The organism is Dehalobacter sp., from assembly GCF_030063005.1.
In the GTDB taxonomy this organism is placed as follows: Bacteria; Bacillota; Desulfitobacteriia; order Desulfitobacteriales; family Syntrophobotulaceae; genus Dehalobacter; species Dehalobacter restrictus.
In genome coordinates this window covers 24,177-44,869 of the sequence record NZ_JAPDHR010000021.1, presented here as the reverse complement: position 1 = coordinate 44,869, position 20,693 = coordinate 24,177, and the positions used below count along the sequence as shown (strand labels likewise).

Annotated in this window: 17 protein-coding genes and 1 pseudogene; 17 read left to right on the top strand and 1 reads right to left on the bottom strand. The window is 46.5% G+C overall.

Annotated features, from left to right (window positions below; genetic code table 11):
• Nucleotides 1-77: 77 nt before the first annotated feature.
• The 17 genes and pseudogenes from secD to trxA all read left to right on the top strand — a co-directional run bounded on the left by secD (nucleotide 78) and on the right by trxA (nucleotide 19,880).
• Nucleotides 78-1,319, top strand: coding sequence for a protein translocase subunit SecD (secD, locus tag OKX56_RS07475; RefSeq protein ID WP_019225944.1), 1,242 nt, complete (start codon nucleotides 78-80; stop codon nucleotides 1,317-1,319).
• Nucleotides 1,320-2,318 (top strand): protein translocase subunit SecF, encoded by a 999-nt coding sequence (gene secF, locus OKX56_RS07470; protein ID WP_287896075.1) that lies wholly within the window; start codon nucleotides 1,320-1,322, stop codon nucleotides 2,316-2,318.
• A 293-nt stretch (nucleotides 2,319-2,611) separates the two neighbouring features.
• On the top strand, nucleotides 2,612-3,343 hold the full coding sequence (locus OKX56_RS07465) for an MBL fold metallo-hydrolase (RefSeq protein WP_019225946.1): 732 nt from the start codon (nucleotides 2,612-2,614) through the stop codon (nucleotides 3,341-3,343).
• A 150-nt stretch (nucleotides 3,344-3,493) separates the two neighbouring features.
• Nucleotides 3,494-5,185, top strand: a complete 1,692-nt coding sequence (gene ilvB, locus OKX56_RS07460; RefSeq protein WP_019225947.1) for a biosynthetic-type acetolactate synthase large subunit — start codon at nucleotides 3,494-3,496, stop codon at nucleotides 5,183-5,185.
• Nucleotides 5,186-5,187: 2 nt separating this feature from the next.
• Nucleotides 5,188-5,685, top strand: a complete 498-nt coding sequence (gene ilvN / locus OKX56_RS07455) for an acetolactate synthase small subunit (RefSeq protein WP_019225948.1) — start codon at nucleotides 5,188-5,190, stop codon at nucleotides 5,683-5,685.
• A 177-nt stretch (nucleotides 5,686-5,862) separates the two neighbouring features.
• A complete protein-coding gene (locus tag OKX56_RS07450; protein WP_019225949.1) occupies nucleotides 5,863-7,734 on the top strand; it encodes a DUF4153 domain-containing protein in 1,872 nt (623 codons plus the stop codon).
• A gap of 180 nt (nucleotides 7,735-7,914) precedes the next feature.
• Nucleotides 7,915-8,355, top strand: coding sequence for a hypothetical protein (locus OKX56_RS07445; protein WP_019225950.1), 441 nt, complete (start codon nucleotides 7,915-7,917; stop codon nucleotides 8,353-8,355).
• Nucleotides 8,356-8,389: 34 nt separating this feature from the next.
• On the top strand, nucleotides 8,390-8,737 hold the full coding sequence (locus OKX56_RS07440) for a LapA family protein (RefSeq protein WP_287896073.1): 348 nt from the start codon (nucleotides 8,390-8,392) through the stop codon (nucleotides 8,735-8,737).
• Between the two features lie 9 nt (nucleotides 8,738-8,746).
• On the top strand, nucleotides 8,747-10,804 hold the full coding sequence (recJ, locus tag OKX56_RS07435) for a single-stranded-DNA-specific exonuclease RecJ (RefSeq protein ID WP_287896071.1): 2,058 nt from the start codon (nucleotides 8,747-8,749) through the stop codon (nucleotides 10,802-10,804).
• An 18-nt stretch (nucleotides 10,805-10,822) separates the two neighbouring features.
• Complete coding sequence (locus tag OKX56_RS07430) at nucleotides 10,823-12,991, top strand: RelA/SpoT family protein (protein ID WP_019225953.1); 2,169 nt, start codon at nucleotides 10,823-10,825, stop codon at nucleotides 12,989-12,991.
• Nucleotides 12,991-13,421 (top strand): annotated as a pseudogene (gene dtd, locus OKX56_RS07425) (D-aminoacyl-tRNA deacylase). The gene OKX56_RS07430 and the pseudogene dtd overlap by 1 nt, the downstream one beginning before the upstream one ends.
• Nucleotides 13,422-13,518: 97 nt before the next feature.
• Nucleotides 13,519-14,148, top strand: a complete 630-nt coding sequence (locus OKX56_RS07420) for an MBL fold metallo-hydrolase (protein ID WP_287896069.1) — start codon at nucleotides 13,519-13,521, stop codon at nucleotides 14,146-14,148.
• Nucleotides 14,148-15,776: a coproporphyrinogen dehydrogenase HemZ gene (gene hemZ / locus OKX56_RS07415; protein ID WP_287896068.1), complete on the top strand. Its 1,629-nt coding sequence runs from the start codon at nucleotides 14,148-14,150 to the stop codon at nucleotides 15,774-15,776. Before OKX56_RS07420 ends, hemZ begins: the two co-directional genes overlap by 1 nt.
• Before the next feature lie 118 nt (nucleotides 15,777-15,894).
• On the top strand, nucleotides 15,895-17,166 hold the full coding sequence (gene hisS, locus OKX56_RS07410; RefSeq protein WP_287896067.1) for a histidine--tRNA ligase: 1,272 nt from the start codon (nucleotides 15,895-15,897) through the stop codon (nucleotides 17,164-17,166).
• A 4-nt stretch (nucleotides 17,167-17,170) separates the two neighbouring features.
• The gene (gene aspS / locus OKX56_RS07405; RefSeq protein WP_287896065.1) at nucleotides 17,171-18,958 is read left to right on the top strand and encodes an aspartate--tRNA ligase; all 1,788 of its coding nucleotides are present in this window, start codon (nucleotides 17,171-17,173) and stop codon (nucleotides 18,956-18,958) included.
• A gap of 257 nt (nucleotides 18,959-19,215) precedes the next feature.
• Entirely contained in the window at nucleotides 19,216-19,491 is a 276-nt protein-coding gene (locus OKX56_RS07400) for a metal-sensitive transcriptional regulator (protein WP_019225960.1), read from the top strand.
• 59 nt (nucleotides 19,492-19,550) lie between these two features.
• Nucleotides 19,551-19,880, top strand: a complete 330-nt coding sequence (gene trxA / locus OKX56_RS07395) for a thioredoxin (RefSeq protein ID WP_287896064.1) — start codon at nucleotides 19,551-19,553, stop codon at nucleotides 19,878-19,880.
• 116 nt (nucleotides 19,881-19,996) lie between these two features.
• On the opposite strand, the gene OKX56_RS07390 is transcribed toward trxA, so the two are convergent.
• The gene (locus OKX56_RS07390; RefSeq protein WP_287896063.1) at nucleotides 19,997-20,506 is read right to left on the bottom strand and encodes a flavin reductase family protein; all 510 of its coding nucleotides are present in this window, start codon (nucleotides 20,504-20,506) and stop codon (nucleotides 19,997-19,999) included.
• Nucleotides 20,507-20,693: the final 187 nt, after the last annotated feature.

Sequence of the window (20,693 nt, the reverse complement as noted above, 5' to 3'; positions counted from 1 at the left end):
ATTGACACCTCAAATGCAAAAGGGATATAATGATGCTTGTATGGGCAAGTCCCTTTATTCTATTAGGAGGAAAAAGAATGAAACGGGGAAATACTTTAAAACTTGCAGTAACTGTCATTCTCGTTGCTGTTGTCGTTTTCTTTTCGATTCAGCCGCTGACGAATTCTGAAACCGGGATTCCGTTAGGACTTGATTTACGCGGTGGCGTTCATCTGGTTTTACAGGCTGAACCGGGTAAAGATGGCGCAGCGATTACCAACGACGATATGGATAAAGCAAGGGCTGTCATTGAAGAACGTGTTAACGGGCTCGGAGTATCCGAACCCTATATTCAGACGAACTATGATAAAAAAAGAATTATTATTGAATTGGCCGGAGTCGCTGATCCCGATGAGGCTGTTAAAGTTCTGCAAACAACCGCTAAGCTGACTTTCCGGGATCCGGATGGAAATATCCTGATGGACGGCTCCATGCTGAAGAATGCCCAGGCAGCGGTCGATACTTCCAGAGGTCGCACGGATTATGTCGTGCAAATATCGTTTACTTCTGAGGGTACCTCAAAGTTTGCGGATATCACAACGAAATATCTCGGTCAAAAGATTGGTATCTATATGGATGAGAGGAAGATCCAAGATCCGGAAGTTTCTGTGCCGATTGTGGACGGGCAAGGTCAGATCCAGGGCTATTCGTCGTTGGAAGAAGCAGCCCAGTATGCTGTTATGTTCCGTTCCGGTGCATTGCCGGTCAGCATGAGCATTGTTGAAAAAAACCAGGTGGGTGCGCTTCTAGGTGCGGATTCTTTGAATAAGAGTTTAAATGCGTGCGTCATTGCGCTTATCTTTATTTTCTTATTCATGCTGGTGCTCTATCGTTTACCAGGGTTGGTCGCTGACTTTTCGCTTATCGTTTTTTCGGTGATTGTACTCTGGGTCTTATACGGAATCGGGACGGTTCTTACTTTGCCAGGCATAGCAGGATTTGTCCTTTCTATTGGAATGGCCGTCGATTTGAATATTATTGTCTACGAAAGAATCAAGGAAGAACTAAAGCTTGGCAAATCGCTGCGGGCTGCCGTGGATGCCGGATTCAGCCGGGCCTTCATTACGGTGTTTGACTCCAATATTACGACCATTTTTGCTGCCCTGGCATTATTCCTGCTCGGGTCTGCTTCGATCAAAGGTTTTGCAATTACGTTGATCGTCGGTATTGTTGCGAGCCTGTTTACGGCCATCACGTTTACCCGCTGGGTTATGCGCTGGATTGTCGGAATCAACCCGCGAATGAGCAAATGGCTGTTTGGCGTAAAGGAGGTAAAATAAGTGGCTGACAAGTATAAAGACAAAAAAACACCTAAAAATGCGGCCCCGGTCGTTACCCCTGCCGCCAGCGAGGCCAGTTACGATGATGTCAAACAGGAACATAGATTATATTTTAATATAGTAAAAAAACGCTATATCTGGTTTGCGCTTTCTTTGCTTCTCTTGATTCCTGGTATTATTTCGCTTTGTACGCAAGGACTGAATCTCAGCATCGACTATAAAGGCGGTTCGATGTTCAATATTCAGTTTAACGAAAAAGTAACCCAGGCGGATATCAACCAGGCCATGGATTCTGTTGGGCTGACCGGTAGCGTACAGCTGACAAATGGTGACATTTCGGCTATCGTCAGAACGGAAGCTTTGGATCAGACCAAGAGGGACGAGCTTCTGGCGGCAATTCAGAAACAGGCTGGAACGTTCGATATAAAAAATGTTGAAGAACAGCTTGTTCAGCCTGCTATCGGCAACGAACTGAAATCGGGAGCGATGAAGTCGCTGGCTGTTGCGTCTGTTTTGATCCTGATTTATGTTTCGTTCCGTTTCCGTTTTGTTTATGCTGTCTCGAGCGTCATTGCGCTTCTGCATGATATACTTATTACTTTGGGCTTGTTCTCAATATTCCAGTGGGAAATTGATGCAGCGTTCATCGCGGCAATTCTCACCATCTTTGGTTATTCGATTAATGATACCGTCGTCATCTATGACCGTATCAGAGAGAATGAAAGACGCATGAAAAAGAAAGACAGCTTCGAGGATATGGTGGACAAATCTGTCTGGCAGACGATGGGCCGTTCCGTAAAGACTGTCTGCACCGTGCTGATTGCTCTGCTCGCGATCTTCCTCCTGGGCGGAGAATCGACCAGAACCTTCTCCCTGGCAATGATTATCGGCGTATTCTTCGGTGCCTATTCTTCCATTTGCATTGCCAGCCAGCTTGTCGTTGAGATCAAAAAGAGAACAAGCGAAGACAATAAGAAAGATAATCCGGTCGAAAGCTAAATTTACGCTATCATTTGAGGACCCCGGATTTTCCGGGGTCTTTTTGACATTCATGGAGAAGTTAATGCTGCCGGAGCAGTACCAAGGACAGCAAAGAGAAGCGTTATTGCTGATATAATTCATACATAATTACATAATACTAGTCTCCGTAATGTATAGACAGCGTAAGCGGAGCATGGATTGCGCAGCGCGGCTATTTGCGTCATGGAGGACGCAATTTGCCGAAAGCGGCTATACATTATGGAGACCAGCCCAACTAAGATACCACATACGCTTAGAAAGGACGTGGAATAATGAAGCTAACAGTTCTGGGCTGCTGGGGAGCATATCCCGAAGCAGGAGAGGCGACATCAGGGTATCTTCTGCAGACAGGCAGGCATAAGGTCCTGTTGGACTGCGGCAGCGGGGTATTGGCAAATTTATGGAAGCATGTTTCCCACGAGCAGATCGACGCGGTTTTTATCTCCCATTTTCACCATGACCATACGGCAGACCTCGGATGCCTTTTGTATGCGAGTAAATTTGCGTTTGCGTTCAAGAAAAGAACAAAGCCGCTTCCTGTTTATGCAAGTAATCAGCCGGGACGTTTTAAGGAATTAACCTTTGGTGAATATAGCAACGGTATCGAAATAAAGCCGGATGCGGTTCTCAATCTTGACGGCTTGAAAATATCCTTTGCGCCAACCGTTCATGATGCCTACAACCTGGCAATGAAGTTCGAATATGCCGGCAAAGTCCTGGTCTATACCGGTGATCTTGGGCCTGCATCTGATTTAAGCCGGTTTGAGGGCGGAGCAGATTTGTTGATTACTGAATCAAGCCTGTATGCCCATGAAACCGGCTTATTCCAGGGGCATTTGACTTCTGTCGAAGCTGCATCCCTGGCAAAACAACTCGGGGCGAAAGCACTTCTGCTGAGTCATTTTCCGCATATTGGTGAGACGGCCAACCTGGCTGCGGAGGCTTCCCGGTGTTATGCCGGCAAAATCTATCTGGCAAAAACCAATCTTACAGTAGAATTTTAATTGGAGACAGTGTGCGTCCTTCATTTAAGTTAATAAACAACAAGTAAGTTAATAAACAACATGAGCAATGAATAGACTGAACTGATATAGTTCGTGCATTTATTTGTGTTCTGTACTATAATACATACAAGAGAGAGGAGAGATAGCAGAATGAAAATGACCGGAGCACAAGCAATCATCGAATGTCTTAAAAAGGAAGATGTACAAGTCGTTTTTGGCTATCCCGGCGGATCGGTCTTAACTTTGTATGATGCGCTGTATATGTCTGAATTTCCTCATGTTCTGCCAAGGCATGAACAGGGCGCAATCCATGCTGCCGACGGCTACGCCAGGGTAACCGGCAAGGTCGGCGTGTGTATGGCGACTTCCGGCCCCGGGGCCACGAATCTTATCACTGGAATTGCTACAGCTTATATGGATTCTGTCCCGCTGGTGCTGATTACCGGTCAGGTTGCCGTACCTTTTTTAGGGCGGGATTCCTTTCAAGAAGCGGATATACGCGGGATTACAACCCCGATTACCAAACATAATTACCTGGTTAGGGATGTCAGGGATTTGCCGAAGACCGTGAAAGAAGCTTTTTATATTGCACGTACGGGCCGTCCGGGTCCTGTTTTAATTGATATTCCGAAAAATATCTTTGCTGAAGAAATAGATTTTGAGTATCCCGCAGAGGTTAATTTAAGAGGTTATACCCCGATCTGTGAGGGAGATAGCCAGACGATGAATGCCGTATTTGACGAGCTTAAATTCGCCCAAAAGCCTTTGTTTTTTGTCGGGGGCGGCCTAAATCTGTCGGACACTTCTGAGATCATGCGAAAAATAGTAGCCTATACCGGGGTGCCAACGGTCTCGAGCCTGATGGGGCTGGGCTGCGTCTCGAGCGATGATCCGCATTTTTTTGGCATGATCGGGATGCACGGCACGTATGCCGGGAATATGTCCACCACCGAGACGGACCTGCTGATTGGGATCGGCGTGCGTTTCGATGACCGGGTCACAGGACGGTTGGATCAGTTTGCTTCTAACGCTAAAATCGTGCATTTTGATATTGATCCGGCTGAAATCAATAAAAATGTCCGGGCAAATATCCGGGTGATTGGCGATTTGCGTTGGACACTCGAGAAGTTCTATCAAAAACTGCAGGAGAAACCTGCCCAAGAATGGAAGGATCAGTTTAAACCGTGGCTGGAAAAGCTGTCTGGCTGGAAAAAAGAAAAACCGCTCACGTATAAAAAGGATACAGATGAAATACTGCCACAGCCTGTGATTGAAAAGATTTGTGAAATCACAGAAGGAAATGCAGTTATGGTTACGGATGTAGGGCAAAATCAAATGTGGACCGCCCAGTTCTACGGTTTTAAACACCCAAGATCCCTGCTGACTTCCGGAGGACTTGGAACGATGGGTTACGGCCTTCCGGCTTCCATGGGAGCCAAGGTCGGGGAACCAAATAAGAAGGTCATTTGCATATGCGGCGATGGAGGCTTTATGATGAATTGCCAGGAGCTGATGACGATTGCCGACTTAAATTTGCCTGTCAAAGTCATGATCTTAAATAACCAATCCTTGGGGATGGTTGCCCAATGGCAGCGGGAATTTTACAACAGCCATTATGCACATTCCTGTATGAGAACGAAAGCAGATTTCGTCGAGATCGCCAAAGCGATGGGCGTTCCTGCCGTCCGTCTTGATAAGAAAGAAGAAATTGAAGCTGTACTGAAAAAAGCAATCTTCTCGGAAGGCCCATTCCTGGTAGATATCCGTATTCCTGAAGAAGAGGATGTTTTGCCGATGGTTCCGACCGGGGCCGGTTTAAACCAAATGATATTGGGGGGCTGAAAATGAAACATACCTTAGTCGTATTGGTGGAAAATAAACCGGGTGTTTTGACCCATGTTTCCGGGTTGATCAGCCGCAGGAATTTTAATATTGAAAGCATTAACGCCGGCTATACCGAGGAAGCCGACATGTCCAGAATCACTATTGAGGTTGATGCCGATGATGAATATGAATTGGAACAGGTTGTTAATCAGCTCTCCAAGCTAATTGATGTGATTAAAATCATTGATCTTACCGGAAAGGACAGGGTACACAGAGACCTGGCCTTAATCAAGGTGAAGGCTTCGCCGGAGAACAGGGCGGAAATTGTAAACCTTGCCGAAATCTTCCGGGCCCATATTGTCGATGTTAATAAAGAGACTATGATCATCGAGTTGACCGGTGAAGATGTCAAAATTGATGCGATTTGCGAACTGCTTGATGACTACGGAATCATCGAAATCGTCAGGACCGGCAAGATAGCCATCTGCCGGGGACCAAAAGCCGCCAAAGACGTCTAACCAAATATTGAATTGCAACTGCGGATCCCAGATGGTCTGTAGTTGCTGTCATATTCGTAATAAACGAGGCCCCGGCGATGAAGAAGGGATAAGCGTATGTATGTAGAAAATTTGTTAAGACTAACTCAAAATTGATTTGTTACTTTGAATGGAATTTTTCAGCAAGGAGGTATACGGATGAATGCTTTTACCCGGTCAATTGTCCAGGTTTTGCGTGGGTCAGCGAAGGCCTTTCAAACTTTTCCAGCTGCAATTGCCTGTGCTTTCGGTTTTGCCGTCGTAACGTTGATCAGGATTCAGCTTGACTGGCCGCAACAAGAACCTTATAACTTTCTGTTTAACTGTCTGCATTGGGCCTTTGCAATGGGTGCGGTATTCAGTCTGACCGTAATTACGGCTGCCCAAAGCCGGATCAACCAGAAAAAAGCGTTTTTGGCTGCCAACCTGCTCGGTGTCATGGCCGCAGCTGTAACCTTCCTGGCGCTTTACCAGTTTGGAGGAACGACCCCGGAGGGATCCCGCTATGCTATAGTTACAACTCTGGCTGCTACCCGTGTGAGTATGGCAATGCTGGTCAGTTTTCTGGTTTTTATCATCCTGGCCGGATATCCCAAAGACCAGTCTGATTTCTCCAGGTCCTTATTCATGACGCAAAAAGCCTTCTTTATCGCTATCATTTACGGAGCAGTGATTATGGGCGGGGCTTCCGGGGTTGCAGGTGCTGTCCAGGCCTTGCTGTATCACGGCATGAGCAGCAAGGTTTATATGGTTATCGGGACCCTGACCGGCTTTTTGGTTTTTACGATTTTTGTGGGCTATTTTCCGGATTTTCGCAAAGGAAAAGTCGACGAACATCGTGAAGTGGCCCAGAAACAGCCGCGGTTTGTTGAAATTCTGTTTGGCAGCATCATGATTCCGATTATCCTGGCGTTGACCGCAGTTCTGCTTCTATGGGCGGGCAAAACGACGATGAGCGGCATAGGTGCATCGTCTTTCGTCCAGCTTTCAGGCATTGCCTCAGCTTATACTATCGGCGGGATTTGGCTCCATATGATGGTCACCAATTACGAATCCGCACTGGCAAAATTCTATCGCCGAATTTATCCGATTGCCGCCCTGGTGATTCTTGCCTTCGAAGCCTGGGCAGTCGTGATCCAGCTGGGTAAGTCAGGACTTAAAACGATTGAATATTCCTTCATACTGATCTGGATTGTGGCCTTAGCAGCGGCTGTCCTGCTGATGATACGAAAGGCCAGATCACATGCTGTAATTGCTGTCCTGACTTGTGTGCTTGCGGTATTCTCCGTATTACCAGTCGTTGGCTATCAGGCACTGCCGGTCACTGCGCAGGTAAACCGACTGGAAAAGATCTTGGTCAGCCAGGGAATACTGCAGGATAACCAGCTGACTCCTTCAGCTGTCCAACCGGAACGCGCAGTACGTGAATCGATTACCGATGGAGTTGACTATTTGGCCAGTGCCAGTGAGGCAAAGCTGCCGTCCTGGTTTGATCGACGTCTTGCCCAGAGCGATGTCTTCAAAGACAAACTAGGTTTTGATAAAACCTGGCCGGAACCTGAGGATATGCCGGGAAAAGACAATTATATCGCAACATCCCTGATGTTACCGGCCGAACCCGTAGATATCAGCGGTTACCGCTGGGCTATTAATATGCAGATGGAATCTGTAAAGCAGATGGGAACTGTAAATGGGAAGGAATATATCACAATTGACGGCGACAAAGGCACCTATAGCATCTATTGGACGTACCCTGCCAATAACAATATCCCGTCTTTGAAAATTATGAAGGATGACCGTGTGATTCTCGAACAGGATATGAACGGTTATCTCGACCAGATTGCTGCAAAGTTCCCGCCGGGTAAGGCGGAAACCTATCAGGCAGCTTTGGATGATATGTGCCTGAAGCTGGAGACACCGGAAGTGAGCGTACTGCTGGTCTTCAGCAACATTGATATTAGCATGGACCCCCGTGAAGATCGGATCAATTATTGGCTTAACCTTGATGAGTTGTACCTGAAAGAGAAGTAAGACATCTAAAATCTAAAGTTTTAAATTGATCTCTAATTGAATGTAGTTCTTGCTCGAATAGTAGCAGGGACTATTTTTTCATCAAGAGTTTATAAGATTTGGCCGCAAAGTATAATTATTCCAGCGCGAACGGGGCAATACTATACAAGATTAGACATTGACAAAAAGCAGGGTGACGGATTGTTGTTTTGGAATCTGCTGGGTTTGGAATCAATCCTGATTTGTGCGGCGGGTATAACGCTTCTTGGTAACTACTCCGGTCTCGTGATTGCGGGCCTAATTGTATCTGCAGTCAATTTTGTGGTGAATGAACCAGGAAGTATTCTGTTCTGGGAAATCATCATTCTTGCCTATATATGTTTTGGATTAATTACGGCGTATCTGTTGAATAGGAAAACACACAATTTTCGTGTCCTCAAGGTAGCTGGCGGAAGTGTTACTTCGCTGTTCCTGTTTGGAATGCTACTGCCGTTTATACCGGCGATCCTGATTTGGACTGCTATTATAGGCATCCCGCTCGTTTTCAACTATCGAAGTATTTCCAGAGCGATTGTGCTTCAAGCAATTTTTAAGTTTATTTTTTGCACAGGTTGGCTTATTATAGGAAATATACTATATTAATGATACGAATTAATGATATAAAGGAGGGAAAAGTATGGTCATTTTGTTAGTTTCAATCATTATTGCGCTCATTGTGGTGATTTTTGCGGTTCAAAATGCAGCAGTTGTTCCAATCCATTTCTTATTCTGGACAGCAGATTTGCCGCTGGTTCTCGTTATTTTCTGTTCGGTCTTTGCCGGTGCCTTACTGATGTTCTGCCTTGCACTCCGCCGGGAATTGAAGTGCAGGAAAGAAACCAAAGTCAATAAACGATTTACCAGCAAAAGGGCTCCAGCTTCGGATGCTGATCCGATTGATATACCGCAGAGGGATAGTCTGAATAAAGACAGTCAAACTGTTGCCAAAGAAAATACTAACGGCGCTTCTGAATATCAGAAATAGGAATGATTTATGGAAAACAACTTGTGGGTTTTATCACAAAAAACGTATTCGGGTGAAGCATTTTTAGAAAAAGCGGGACTCTCCCGCAGTACCCTGAGTATTCTTCATAACCGGGGTTATTCTTCGAGAGACAGTGTTTTGGAATTTTTGAAGCCGTCGCTGCTGGACCTGCATTCTCCGTTCTTGTTTAAAGATATGGAGGTCATCCTGCAAAGGCTTGCCAAGGCCAGGACAGATCAGGAAAAGATTTTGATCTACGGGGATTACGATGCCGATGGGGTAACCGGAACAGCCTTACTGTATAAGGGCCTGATCAGTCTTGGGTATCAGGTCGTTGTCTATATCCCGAGCCGGGAAGAAGGCTACGGCCTGCATTCGGAAGCGATCGAAAAAGCAAGCCAGAACAATATCTCGCTGATTATCACTGTTGACTGCGGAATCTCGGCTGTCCAGGAAATAACCTTTGCTAAAACCTGCGGCATCGACATCATAGTCACGGACCACCATGAACCGCCGGACGAACTGCCTTGCGCAGTTGGAATATTAAATCCCAAAATAGCAGATTCAGGTTATCCGTTTCCGCATTTGGCCGGTGTCGGGGTAGCCTTTAAACTCCTGCAGGCCTTATACGCACATTTAGGTTATTCTGAGGCGACATTTGGCTCGGAGAACGATTATCTTGATTTGGTCGCACTCGGAACGATTGCGGATATTGTCCCACTCGTCGGGGAAAACAGAATCCTTGTCAAAAACGGGCTGACCGTGATGGAAAATACCAGGCACTCCGGGATCAGGGCGATGCTGGAGGAATGCGGCCTTCTCGGCAAGAAGCTTAAGGCAGGTCAAATCTCGTTTATTGTTGCCCCGAGAATCAATGCCGCCGGGAGAATGGATACAGCGAGGCTGGCACTGAACCTACTGCTTGAAGAGAGCTATGATGATGCGTTGGAAATGGCCAGGGAACTTAGCAAGGAAAACAATCAGAGACAGCTTACCGAAAAGGAGCTCCTTTGTGATGCTGAACGCATACTGGCTGAAGGCCCGATACCCAATGTCATTGTCTTGTCCTCACCGAACTGGCATCACGGGGTGATCGGCATTGTCGCTTCACGGCTCGTGGAGCGCTACAAGCGGCCGGTCTTCCTTATTGCCGAGGAAGGAGATACTGGGAAAGGCTCAGCCAGGGGAATCGCGGACTATCATGTTCTCGACGAATTAAAAAAACAGGCGGATACTTTAAGCAAATTTGGCGGTCATAAGCAGGCAGCCGGATTTACGGTTCCTGTTGACCAGATCCCGCAGCTCAGGGAAGGACTTAACAATAGTTTTCTTGAACTTGGGATCATCTTTAAGGAACGTTTTCAGATCGATTCTATTATATCGTGGGATGAATTGAATGTTCAGTTATTGGAAGAGCTGGAACAAATGGCTCCGTTTGGGGCAGGAAATCCAGCACCTGTCTTAAGAACGGACGGCCTTGCCGTCCAAAGCGTTTCTGTTGTCGGTAAAGGCCGGGAACATTTGAAAATGACGCTCGCAGCAGCAAAGCTTAAACGGGAAGCTATGGCGTTTAAAAAGGGACAAGAATTTGATCTGGTCAAAAACATCGATATGATCGATATTATTTATAATCTTGAGCTGAACAGCTACGGTAATGTCGAAACCATCCAGGCCGTTGTCAAGGATTTCCGTCCTTCCGGTGTCGAAGCCGAGCAGGAAATCGCCTGTACGGCTGAGGGATATTCCGAATCGGAGCCAGCCATTAGTGGGAGCCTTCCGGATTTCGAGACTGCCGCTTTCAAAGAAAAGATTTCGGCACCGCGTCTTTCCAGAAAGATGCTAGCGGATTTCTATCGAAACCTTAAGCACATAACGGATGAACGCGGTTTTATTTGGTGGGGACCGTCTGCGGAAAAACCTGGAATGCAGCTGAACATCATGAAAATATTCGAGGAACTTGGCATCATCAGCTGGTATGGCGGAACAGGCCCGTATTTATTTAAATTAAACAATATCGAGAAAACCTACTTGCAGACTTCTTTGCGTTTCAGAGTCTGGAGCGAATAGGAACCCAGAGGTGGCTTAATGAATTTTCAACAACTGAAGGAAACATTGATTTCCAATAATGCGCAATACAACCTGGAAAAAATTGAAGAGGCCTATGAATATGCGGAACTTGCCCATCGCGGCCAACTCCGCAATTCCGGCGAAAAGTATATCTATCATCCGCTGGAAGTCGCCTCGATTCTTGCCGAATTGGAGATGGACGATTCGACGATCATTGCTGCGCTGCTGCATGATGTCGCTGAAGATACGAACAGGACGCTTGAAGATATCCGTAAGAATTTTGGCGATGAAGTTGCGGGACTCGTCGATGGGGTAACCAAACTCGGCAAAATTTCGTACAAGAGCAAGGTTGAAGTTCAGGTTGAGAACTTAAGGAAAATGTTTCTGGCAATGGCCAAGGATATTCGGGTTATTTTAATCAAGCTGGCCGACCGCCTGCACAATATGCGGACCCTGAAATATCAGTCTGAATCTAAACAAAAGGAAATTGCGCAGGAGACGATCGAGATCTATGCGCCCTTAGCCAATAGGCTCGGGATATTCAGGATCAAGTGGGAGCTGGAAGATCTCGCTTTTCGCTATTTGCATTCGCAGGAATACTACGATTTAGTTGAAGGTATTTCTTTAAAGAGAAAAGAAAGACAGGAACAGATCGATGAGGTGATCGAACAGCTTAAAATCAGGCTCGATGAAGTCGGAATTGAAGCCGATATTGCCGGCCGTCCGAAGCATTTCTTTAGTATCTATAAAAAGATGCTCGATCAGAACAAAGATCTGAGTGAAATATTCGATTTGACGGCAGTCCGGGTCATTGTCAAAACTGTGAATGACTGCTACGGAGCACTGGGGGTTATTCATACCCTATGGAAGCCTATTCCCGGAAGGTTTAAAGATTATATTGCGATGCCGAAACCGAATATGTACCAGTCCCTGCATACGACATTAATCGGAAACCACGGGGACCCGTTTGAAATCCAGATCCGGACCTGGGAAATGCACCGGACGGCTGAATACGGGATTGCTGCCCACTGGAAATACAAAGAAGGCAAAAAAATTGAGAGTAATTTCGAACAGAAACTATCCTGGATTCGCCAGCTCCTGGAGGTACAGCATGACTCCAAGGACGATGCCGGCGAATTTATGGAATCGCTGAAAATAGACTTGTTTGCGGATACTGTGTTTGTATTTACACCCAAAGGCGATGTCGTTGAATTGCCGGCCGATTCCTGTCCGATCGATTTTGCGTATCGGGTTCATACGGATGTCGGTCATAGCTGTATCGGTGCTAAAATCAACGGAAGAATTGTTCCACTTGACACCAAATTGAAAAACGGGGATATTGTTGAAATTCTGACAACCAAGACGCCCACCGGCCCAAGCAGGGACTGGGTCTGCCTCGTAAAGACCTCTCAGGCCAAAAATAGAATCCGCCAGTGGTTTAAGAAAGAAAAAAGAGAAGAGAATATTATCAGAGGACGTGAAGGCCTCGAGCGTGAAGCCAGGAAGCTTGGTCTTGAACCGTCAACAGCCTTAAAATCAGAAAACATGATCAAATTAGCCAAGAGCTTCAGTTTTAACAACATTGATGATCTATATGCGGCAATGGGTGATGGTGCGATTACTTTTAAAAAGGCCCTGGGCCGTTTGAAGGAAGAAATCCTGAAAGAAGAGCTGAAAACACCGCTTCTTCCGATTCAGGCAGAACACAAGCACCAGGTGAAGCATTCTCAGGGAGTATCGGTCAAGGGGGTAAACAATATCCTGATCCGGTTTTCCCGGTGCTGCAATCCGCTTCCCGGAGATTCAATCATCGGCTATATAACGAGAGGGCGCGGCGTATCAATCCACAGGGCGGACTGCTCGGAGCTCGTTGGCCTTACGGCAGAAGAGCAGGAGCGGATCGTTGAGGTTGAGTGGGAAGCCGCTGTCGAGTCAATCTATCCTGTAGACATCGAGATTATCGGTCTGGATCGCGTGGGTTTGGTCAGCGATATCATGAACGTAATTACCGAAACACGGACCCATATGCTCGGAATGAGTGCCCGGGTAGGCAAAGACCGCGTCTCCCATATCCGTCTGAGAATCGAAGTGAAAAACCTTGACCATTTAAACTTTGTTCTTAACAAGTTCCGTAAAGTCAAAGATGTTACCGTAGTCGAGAGAATTCAGGGTGGAGGAAACACTTGATGCGGGGTGTTGTACAAAGGGTCAAAAGCGCAGCCGTACGGGTTGAGAATCAGACTGTAGGCCAGATTGGGGTAGGACTCATGGTTCTGATCGGGATCGGACAGGAAGACAACAGGGACGATGTCAAGTGGCTTGCTGAGTATTTGAAGATGATCAGGCTAAAATGAATCTGTCGGTGGCCGATGTCGGCGGAGAACTACTGCTCGTGTCCCAGTTTACTTTGTTCGGTGACTGCCGGAAGGGTAGGAGGCCAAGCTTTTCTGAGGCAGCTCCCCCGGAAACGGCCAGAGCAATGTTTGAAAGCCTGACAGAGTACCTGCAAAAAACCGGGATTAAGGTTGAAACGGGCCTTTTTCAGGCCGACATGGACGTCGAACTGGTTAACCACGGACCGGTTACGCTGTTGCTGGACAGTAAGAAACAGTTTTAACTAGTAGATTGATTCGTAAATACGGTTATCAACTTAGCTTTGGCTCGGGTTAGCAGTATATTGATGAAAGTATATTATTTAGAGGTGGCGATATCGTGTGATTGAAAGAATAGTTACGCCTGTCTTGGGTGTGAACTGCTACGTGCTGGCTTGTGACAAGACTAAAAAGGCTGCAATCATCGATCCCGGATCGGGTAGTGCGATGATCAAGGATTTGCTGAGGAGGCATAACCTCGAGGTTGAACGGATCATCTTGACGCACGGACATTATGACCATATCGGGGCAGCTGAAGAATTGAGAAAAACCCTGCATGCTGAAGTCGCCGTCCACAGGGAGGATGCAGGGATGCTGACGGATCCTCAGAAAAACCTTTCCAGAATGTTCAGTAAGGACTATGTGATGTCCCCAGCTGAAATACTGCTGGAAGACGGTCAGGAATTCTTTATTGGTGAAGTTCAAATGAAAGTAATCCATACACCGGGACATACACCGGGCGGCATCTGCCTGCTGACGGACGGTGTGCTGTTCAGCGGGGACACGCTCTTTGACTGTTCCATCGGCAGAGCGGATTTTCCAGGGGGGGATTTTCATAAACTACTCAGCAGCATCCATGATAAGCTGATGGTTTTGGATGACCAAATCCTGGTCTATCCCGGACATGAATCCTTTACATCCATTGGCAGGGAAAGGGCCAGAAATCCATATATCAGTGGAGACCTGGCCTGATGGAGGAAAGCATTCTTCTTTGCAGTTCCACAATCGATCCTAAAATGCTGACCAGCTGCTCACAAATCATAGCAGCTTTTTTTCCGGGTAAAAAATTTAGAACATGCAGAGAATTTATGGCAGGAGAGTTATCTTCCGACGTACTACCGGATGACATGCCATCAGCCGCCGTTCGATCGGATGCTGGAATAATACGGTCTGCCGTTGATAATGGACGGTCTGATGCTGAAGGCTTCTGCATGGATATAGAGTCCGTGAATACTGCCTCAGGAAAGGTTTATGAAATCTGCCTAACCGACAGAACAACCGGAAAAAAATATGCTAAGACAGTGCAGACGGGATCAGCGGATGATTTCTACAGACTGAAGCTTCCCGGCAAAGAACCGCTGTCCCAGATCATTTTAAAGAGAGGATTATGTACATTTTTATCCGAATATACCGGGAAAAAGCTTCCGTGGGGAAGTCTGACCGGGATACGGCCCGGTAAAATCATCGGCAAAATGACCGATCTCGGATATGACGAAGGACAAAAGAATAAAGTCCTGCGAGAACTTTACCTCGTTGACCAGGAAAAGGTGAGCCTGCTTCACCAGATCGAACAGGTTCAGCAGCCTTTCCGTCAAACGATGAAAGAAGCCGAGCATTTTGCCGGCGTTTATCTTGCGATACCCTTTTGTCCGTCCCGCTGTTTCTACTGCTCGTTTCCGTCCAACTCCCTGGCTGGGAAGCAAAGCGAACAGCTTTGCCGTTATCTGAAAGCTCTGAAGAAGGAAGTCAAACTAACCGGGGAAATGATGCGGGGACTGGGTATGAAGGCCGATAGCCTTTATATCGGCGGTGGTACACCGACGGTGCTAAGCGCTGCCGACCTGCAGATGCTGCTGGAAACCATCCGTGACGAGATTCCACAGGCTGAGCGGTGTGAATATTCTGTTGAGGCCGGTAGACCAGATACGATTGATCATACCAAACTGACAGTCATGAAGAATTTTGGGGTGAACCGGATAAGCATTAACCCTCAGACTATGCAGGAGGCAACCCTGCCCGTGATTGGACGCAGGCATACGGCCGCCGATATCCGGGAGTGTTTTCTTCTAGCCAGAGATGTTTCCGACTGGGTGATCAATATGGATTTGATCCTTGGACTGCCGGGTGAAGGATCTGAGGAAGTCCTGGACAGTGTGGAAAAAGTACTGGCTCTGAAACCGGATAACATTACCGTCCATGCCCTGGCGCTGAAACGAGGCTCTGCGGCCTGGGAGAACCATTCGGCTTCAAACCGTGAAGATGTTATAGACTGGCAGGATATTCAGCGCGAAGTCCACCGCAGGATTCAACAGCGCGGATATATTCCGTATTATCTGTACCGACAAAAGTATATTGCCGGTAACCTTGAGAATATCGGCTATGCCCTGCAGGGCAAAGAATGCCGCTATAATATTGCGGTGATCGAAGAACAGCAAAATATCATTGGTCTTGGTGCAGGCAGCGTCAGCAAAATACGGAAGAGGGGTTCCGGCCATGAGAATATCTATCATCCGCTGGACCTGCAGTGTTATGAGGACCAACTGATGCAGGTCCACCAAAAAATAAAGCAATCATTAACAGATTTTTTGCCTGTTTTATGAAAAAATACAGAATCCTGATGAGACTGAAGGATAATTGTGTTATAATAGATAAGCTTATTTTTTAGATTGGACACGCCGGATGATCTGGTGATCTACCGTTGTGCAGGAGGAAATGATCATGTCGATTCAACGGCCGAAAGGTACACAGGATATCATTCCGGGTACCATAGAAAAGTGGCAGTTTCTCGAAGAACAAATCCGGAAGATTTGTTCCGAGTATGGATATAAAGAAATCAGAACACCGGTCTTTGAGGCGACCGAACTTTTTCAGCGCGGCGTCGGAGAGACAACGGATATTGTCAATAAAGAAATGTATACCTTTATGGACAAAGGGCAGAGATCCATCACACTGCGTCCTGAAGGGACGGCTTCCGTCTGCAGGGCGTATACCGAGAACAAGCTTTATGCGCTGCAGCAGCCGGTCAAAATGTATTACCTCGGCCCGATGTTCCGCTATGAGAAGTCCCAGGCCGGACGCTTCCGGCAGTTCCACCAGTTCGGAGCAGAGGTGCTCGGTGGAGAGGATCCACTTGTCGATGCTGAAATCATCTGTCTGATCTGGGATTTTTTTGGCAGGATCGGCCTTAAGGGACTCGTGGTTGAGATCAATTCCGTGGGCTGTCCGACGTGCCGGGCTGAGCACAGGATTAGGCTGCAAGAGTTCCTGCAGGAATGCAAGGATGATCTTTGTCCGGATTGCCAGAACCGCTTTACCAAAAATCCGATGCGGATTTTAGACTGTAAGAACAGTTCCTGTCAAAAGCTGACGGAAAATGCTCCGACGACCCTGGATACGCTCTGCGTAGACTGTGCGGAACATTTCGCGAAGACTCAGGAATATCTAAAGATCGCTGGGATTGCCTACCGGATTAATCCCAGAATGGTTCGCGGGCTGGATTATTATCAAAAAACAGCCTTTGAAGTCACGGCTGAAGGTATCGGTGCTCAGAATGCGATTTGTGGTGGCGGGCGTTATGATGGTCTTGTCCAGGAAATTGGCGGTCCGGCCACACCGGGAATTGGTTTTGCCATGGGACTGGAACGTATTCTGAGTGTCATGGAAAAGCAGAGTGTTGAAATGTTGCCTGAGGTTGAAGCGCCGGTCGTGATTGCAGCGCTGGGTGAGGCGGCCAGACAGGAAGGGTTCAGACTTTTAGGTGATCTGCGGCAGGCCGGGATGCCGGCAGTCATGGACCTTCTTGGAAAAGGGCTTAAAGGTCAGCTTAAATATGCAGACAGGGAACAAGCCCGCTATGTACTAATATTGGGTGACGATGAGCTTGCCCGGAAAATGGTGATCGTCCGCGATATGCGGTTGGGAGAACAGCAGGAAATCCCGCTGGATCAAATCAAAGCTTTTTTGTTGAATCATACGAAATGTGAAATGTAGGAGGATGTCCATGTTAGCAGAAAGAATCGGAGCAGGTATGCTGAACAGGAAAAATGCAGGCGAAAAAGTAAAGTTGTTGGGTTGGGTTCAGACCAGAAGAGACCATGGAGGCGTCATTTTCGTTGATTTGCGCGACAGGTCCGGTATCGTCCAGATTGTCTTCAATCCGGATATGCCTGCAAACGCTTTTAATCAGGCTGAAAAACTCCGCTCGGAGTATGTGATAAAGGCCGAAGGTCTCGTTCGGGTGAGACCTGAAGGTTCAGAAAATCCGAATATGGTTACCGGAGAAATTGAAGTTGTGATTGAAAACCTGGAAATACTCAATAAAGCGAAAACTCCGCCTTTCTATATCCAGGACAATGTGGATGTCGATGAAAGTGTCAGGCTGAAACACCGCTATCTTGATCTCCGCCGGACCGAAATGCAGAACATCTTTAAGATCAGACATCAGGTCACAAAAATCATGCGTGATTTTCTGGACAGTGAGGGGTTCCTGGAAATTGAAACGCCGATTCTGGCTAAGTCAACACCGGAAGGGGCCAGAGATTATCTCGTACCCAGCCGCGTGAATCAGGGAACATTTTATGGGCTTCCCCAATCACCGCAGATCTTTAAACAGTTGTTGATGGTCGCTGGCATGGAAAAATATTTTCAGATCGCCCGCTGTTTCCGCGATGAAGACTTGCGTGCGGATCGCCAGCCGGAATTTACCCAGCTCGATTTGGAGATGTCCTTTATTGAGATTGAAGACCTTCTGCCGATGATGGAGAACCTGATTGCTAAGATATTCAGGGAAGTCAAAGGTATTGAGATTCCACTTCCCATTCCGCGGCTGACCTATCAGGAGGCGATGGAACGCTATGGTTCGGACAAGCCGGATACCCGCTTTACCATGGAACTGATTGATGTGGCTCCGGTTGTCAAAGATTCCGGATTTAAAGTATTTGCCGACGTTGTCGCAAAGGGCGGCAGGGTTAAGGGGATCTGCGCCAAAGGCTGTGCCGGTATGCCGAGGCGGGAAATTGACGCGCTGACCAAATTTGTCAGCATTTACGGTGCAAAAGGGCTTGCCTACATTGTGATGGATCCCGAAGGAATGAAATCACCGATTCTGAAGTTCTTCACCGAACAGGAGATTAACGCACTGTTGGCTGCGATGGGAGCAGAAACCGGAGACATTCTATTTTTCGTTGCCGATAAGGAAGCCGTCGTTCATAATGCGCTTGGAAACTTAAGACTAGAGCTGGCTAAACGAATGGAGCTTATTCGGGAAGATATGATTAACTGTCTTTGGGTTACGGAATTCCCGCTCTTTGAATATGATGAAGAAGAAAAACGCTATGTAGCGATTCACCATATGTTTACCAGTCCGATGAATGAAGATATTGCCCTCCTGGATTCCAATCCGCTGAAGGTAAGAGCAAAGGCTTATGACATGGTCCTGAACGGAATGGAACTCGGCGGAGGAAGCATCCGGATTCACCAAAGGGATGTTCAGGAAAAAATCTTTGACCTGATTGGTTTGAGCAGTGAAGAGGCCAAAGAAAAATTTGGCTATCTGCTTGAAGCGTTCGAATATGGCACACCACCCCATGGGGGAATTGCGTTTGGGCTGGATAGACTTACGATGATTCTTTCCGGACGGGACAATATCCGCGATGTCATCGCATTTCCGAAGACCCAGAGTGCTTCATGTCTGCTGACCCAGGCGCCTTCACCGGTCGTGGACAGCCAACTCAAAGAGCTTCATATTAAACTGGACCTGAAAGCAAAACAGCCTTCTAATTAATCATTCATCAATAATTCCCCATCAATTCAATTTAATTCATCTTATCTCATTAATAGAACTTTCGATAAGGGCTTTGCCGGTTTATTATTCATAAAAAACAGGCATAATATATTTCATATCCGGCAAAGCCTATATAATATCTTTGAATATCCTGAAATGTCCAGAAATATCCTGCAAAGCCTCTTGACAGAATAACCAGACTGACCATATAATAATCTTAGAACATACCCCTATGGGGTATAGAGGCGAGGGGTAAGATGGAACCAAAGAAAAAAAGTGGGCCGGGAAACGATATCATGATCCGATTGAAACGGATTGAGGGACAGGTCAAAGGGTTGCAGCGTATGCTTGATGAAGAAAAATGCTGTTCTGATATTCTGGTTCAGGTTGCGGCAGTCAAAGCAGCAATTAATAAAGTTGGCATTATGATTTTTGAAGAGCACTCCAGAACCTGCTTGAAAGGTGCGCTTGAAGCGGAAAATGATAAAGCCCTGGATGATCTGATTGATATGATGAACCGGTTTGTCCATTAATCATACGGACAAACAAACGAATTTTTCTATGGGGATGTTAAGAAATGGAGGGATTTAAGATGGCAGGTGTTAATGTCAAAACATTTACTACTGAGAATTGGCAGAGTGATGTACTGAGTTCAAACCAGCTGGTACTGGTCGATTTTTGGGCTGCCTGGTGCGGACCTTGCAGAATGATAGCTCCTGTAGTGGAAGAACTGGCAGATGAATATGCCGGAAAAGTAATCATCGGCAAATTAAACGTTGATGAGCAGGGAGAAATCGCTCAGAAATACGGCGTAATGAGTATCCCGACACTGCTGCTGATTAAAAACGGTGAAATCGTTGATAAGATCGTTGGATTTAGAGGAAAACCGGATCTGGTTAAAGCCATTGAAGCGAAGATGTAAGCAAATAAAATAAGATCCGTATGATTAAAGGCGCCTCAAAAAATGAGGCGTCTTTCAATTTGGCTCACGTCGCTGCGTAAGTCAACAATATTTAAGTTTTTTATGCCAGCAGCTTGTTATTTAGCATAGCACTGAATGATTTCGCCGACATAAACACGGTGATAATCATTTTGCTTATAATTACTTTCAATCGCGGGATCAAGAAAATGACTTGGGTCTAAATCTTGATAATACAGCTTCTTGCATTCCAGAACGAGCCTTGCTTCTTCAAAATAGACGGATCCGGACATGCTTTCAACGGGTGTAATCCCTGTAGCGGCTGCTTTGTCCACGTCTCTTCCGGAATTTGCTCCGCAAAAAGATAAAGCCTTCCGATAGTCTTCTTCAAAAAACGAAAGCGTAAAAGTATCGTTTTCTTCCATAAACTGATAGGTATAACGCGAAGGACGGACAAAACAGAAGCATACTTTTTTATTCCACAGTACCCCGAATCCGCCCCAGCTAGCCGTCATCATATTATACTTTTCTATATTTCCCGCTGTGATCAGCATCCAGTCCTTTCCGACCAGTTTAAAGGAGTTATCCGTTAACTGCTCAGGTTCCACTAACTTAAATTCATTATTCATCACAATATCTCCTATAAATATTTATTTTAGTCTCATTATACAAATAAGACATTTTTAACCTATAATTAAGACATTCAATATTCTACTACATAAATGAACGGGATATTACATAACAAACGTGCTTTAAGCATGAGATCAGTCTGTGTGCCACAGTTCCGCTGCGAGCGGAGCACGATGCGAAGCGCGG

What these genes read in the sequence shown, in the direction of transcription:
- secD (WP_019225944.1), top strand. Translation starts at nt 78, where the DNA reads ATGAAACGGGGAAATACTTTAAAACTTGCAGTAACTGTCATTCTCGTT.
- OKX56_RS07465 (WP_019225946.1), top strand. Translation starts at nt 2,612, where the DNA reads ATGAAGCTAACAGTTCTGGGCTGCTGGGGAGCATATCCCGAAGCAGGA.
- ilvB (WP_019225947.1), top strand. Translation starts at nt 3,494, where the DNA reads ATGAAAATGACCGGAGCACAAGCAATCATCGAATGTCTTAAAAAGGAA.
- ilvN (WP_019225948.1), top strand. Translation starts at nt 5,188, where the DNA reads ATGAAACATACCTTAGTCGTATTGGTGGAAAATAAACCGGGTGTTTTG.
- OKX56_RS07450 (WP_019225949.1), top strand. Translation starts at nt 5,863, where the DNA reads ATGAATGCTTTTACCCGGTCAATTGTCCAGGTTTTGCGTGGGTCAGCG.
- OKX56_RS07440 (WP_287896073.1), top strand. Translation starts at nt 8,390, where the DNA reads ATGGTCATTTTGTTAGTTTCAATCATTATTGCGCTCATTGTGGTGATT.
- recJ (WP_287896071.1), top strand. Translation starts at nt 8,747, where the DNA reads ATGGAAAACAACTTGTGGGTTTTATCACAAAAAACGTATTCGGGTGAA.
- OKX56_RS07430 (WP_019225953.1), top strand. Translation starts at nt 10,823, where the DNA reads ATGAATTTTCAACAACTGAAGGAAACATTGATTTCCAATAATGCGCAA.
- hemZ (WP_287896068.1), top strand. Translation starts at nt 14,148, where the DNA reads ATGGAGGAAAGCATTCTTCTTTGCAGTTCCACAATCGATCCTAAAATG.
- hisS (WP_287896067.1), top strand. Translation starts at nt 15,895, where the DNA reads ATGTCGATTCAACGGCCGAAAGGTACACAGGATATCATTCCGGGTACC.
- aspS (WP_287896065.1), top strand. Translation starts at nt 17,171, where the DNA reads ATGTCCATGTTAGCAGAAAGAATCGGAGCAGGTATGCTGAACAGGAAA.
- OKX56_RS07400 (WP_019225960.1), top strand. Translation starts at nt 19,216, where the DNA reads ATGGAACCAAAGAAAAAAAGTGGGCCGGGAAACGATATCATGATCCGA.
- trxA (WP_287896064.1), top strand. Translation starts at nt 19,551, where the DNA reads ATGGCAGGTGTTAATGTCAAAACATTTACTACTGAGAATTGGCAGAGT.
- OKX56_RS07390 (WP_287896063.1), bottom strand. Translation starts at nt 20,506, where the DNA reads ATGAATAATGAATTTAAGTTAGTGGAACCTGAGCAGTTAACGGATAAC.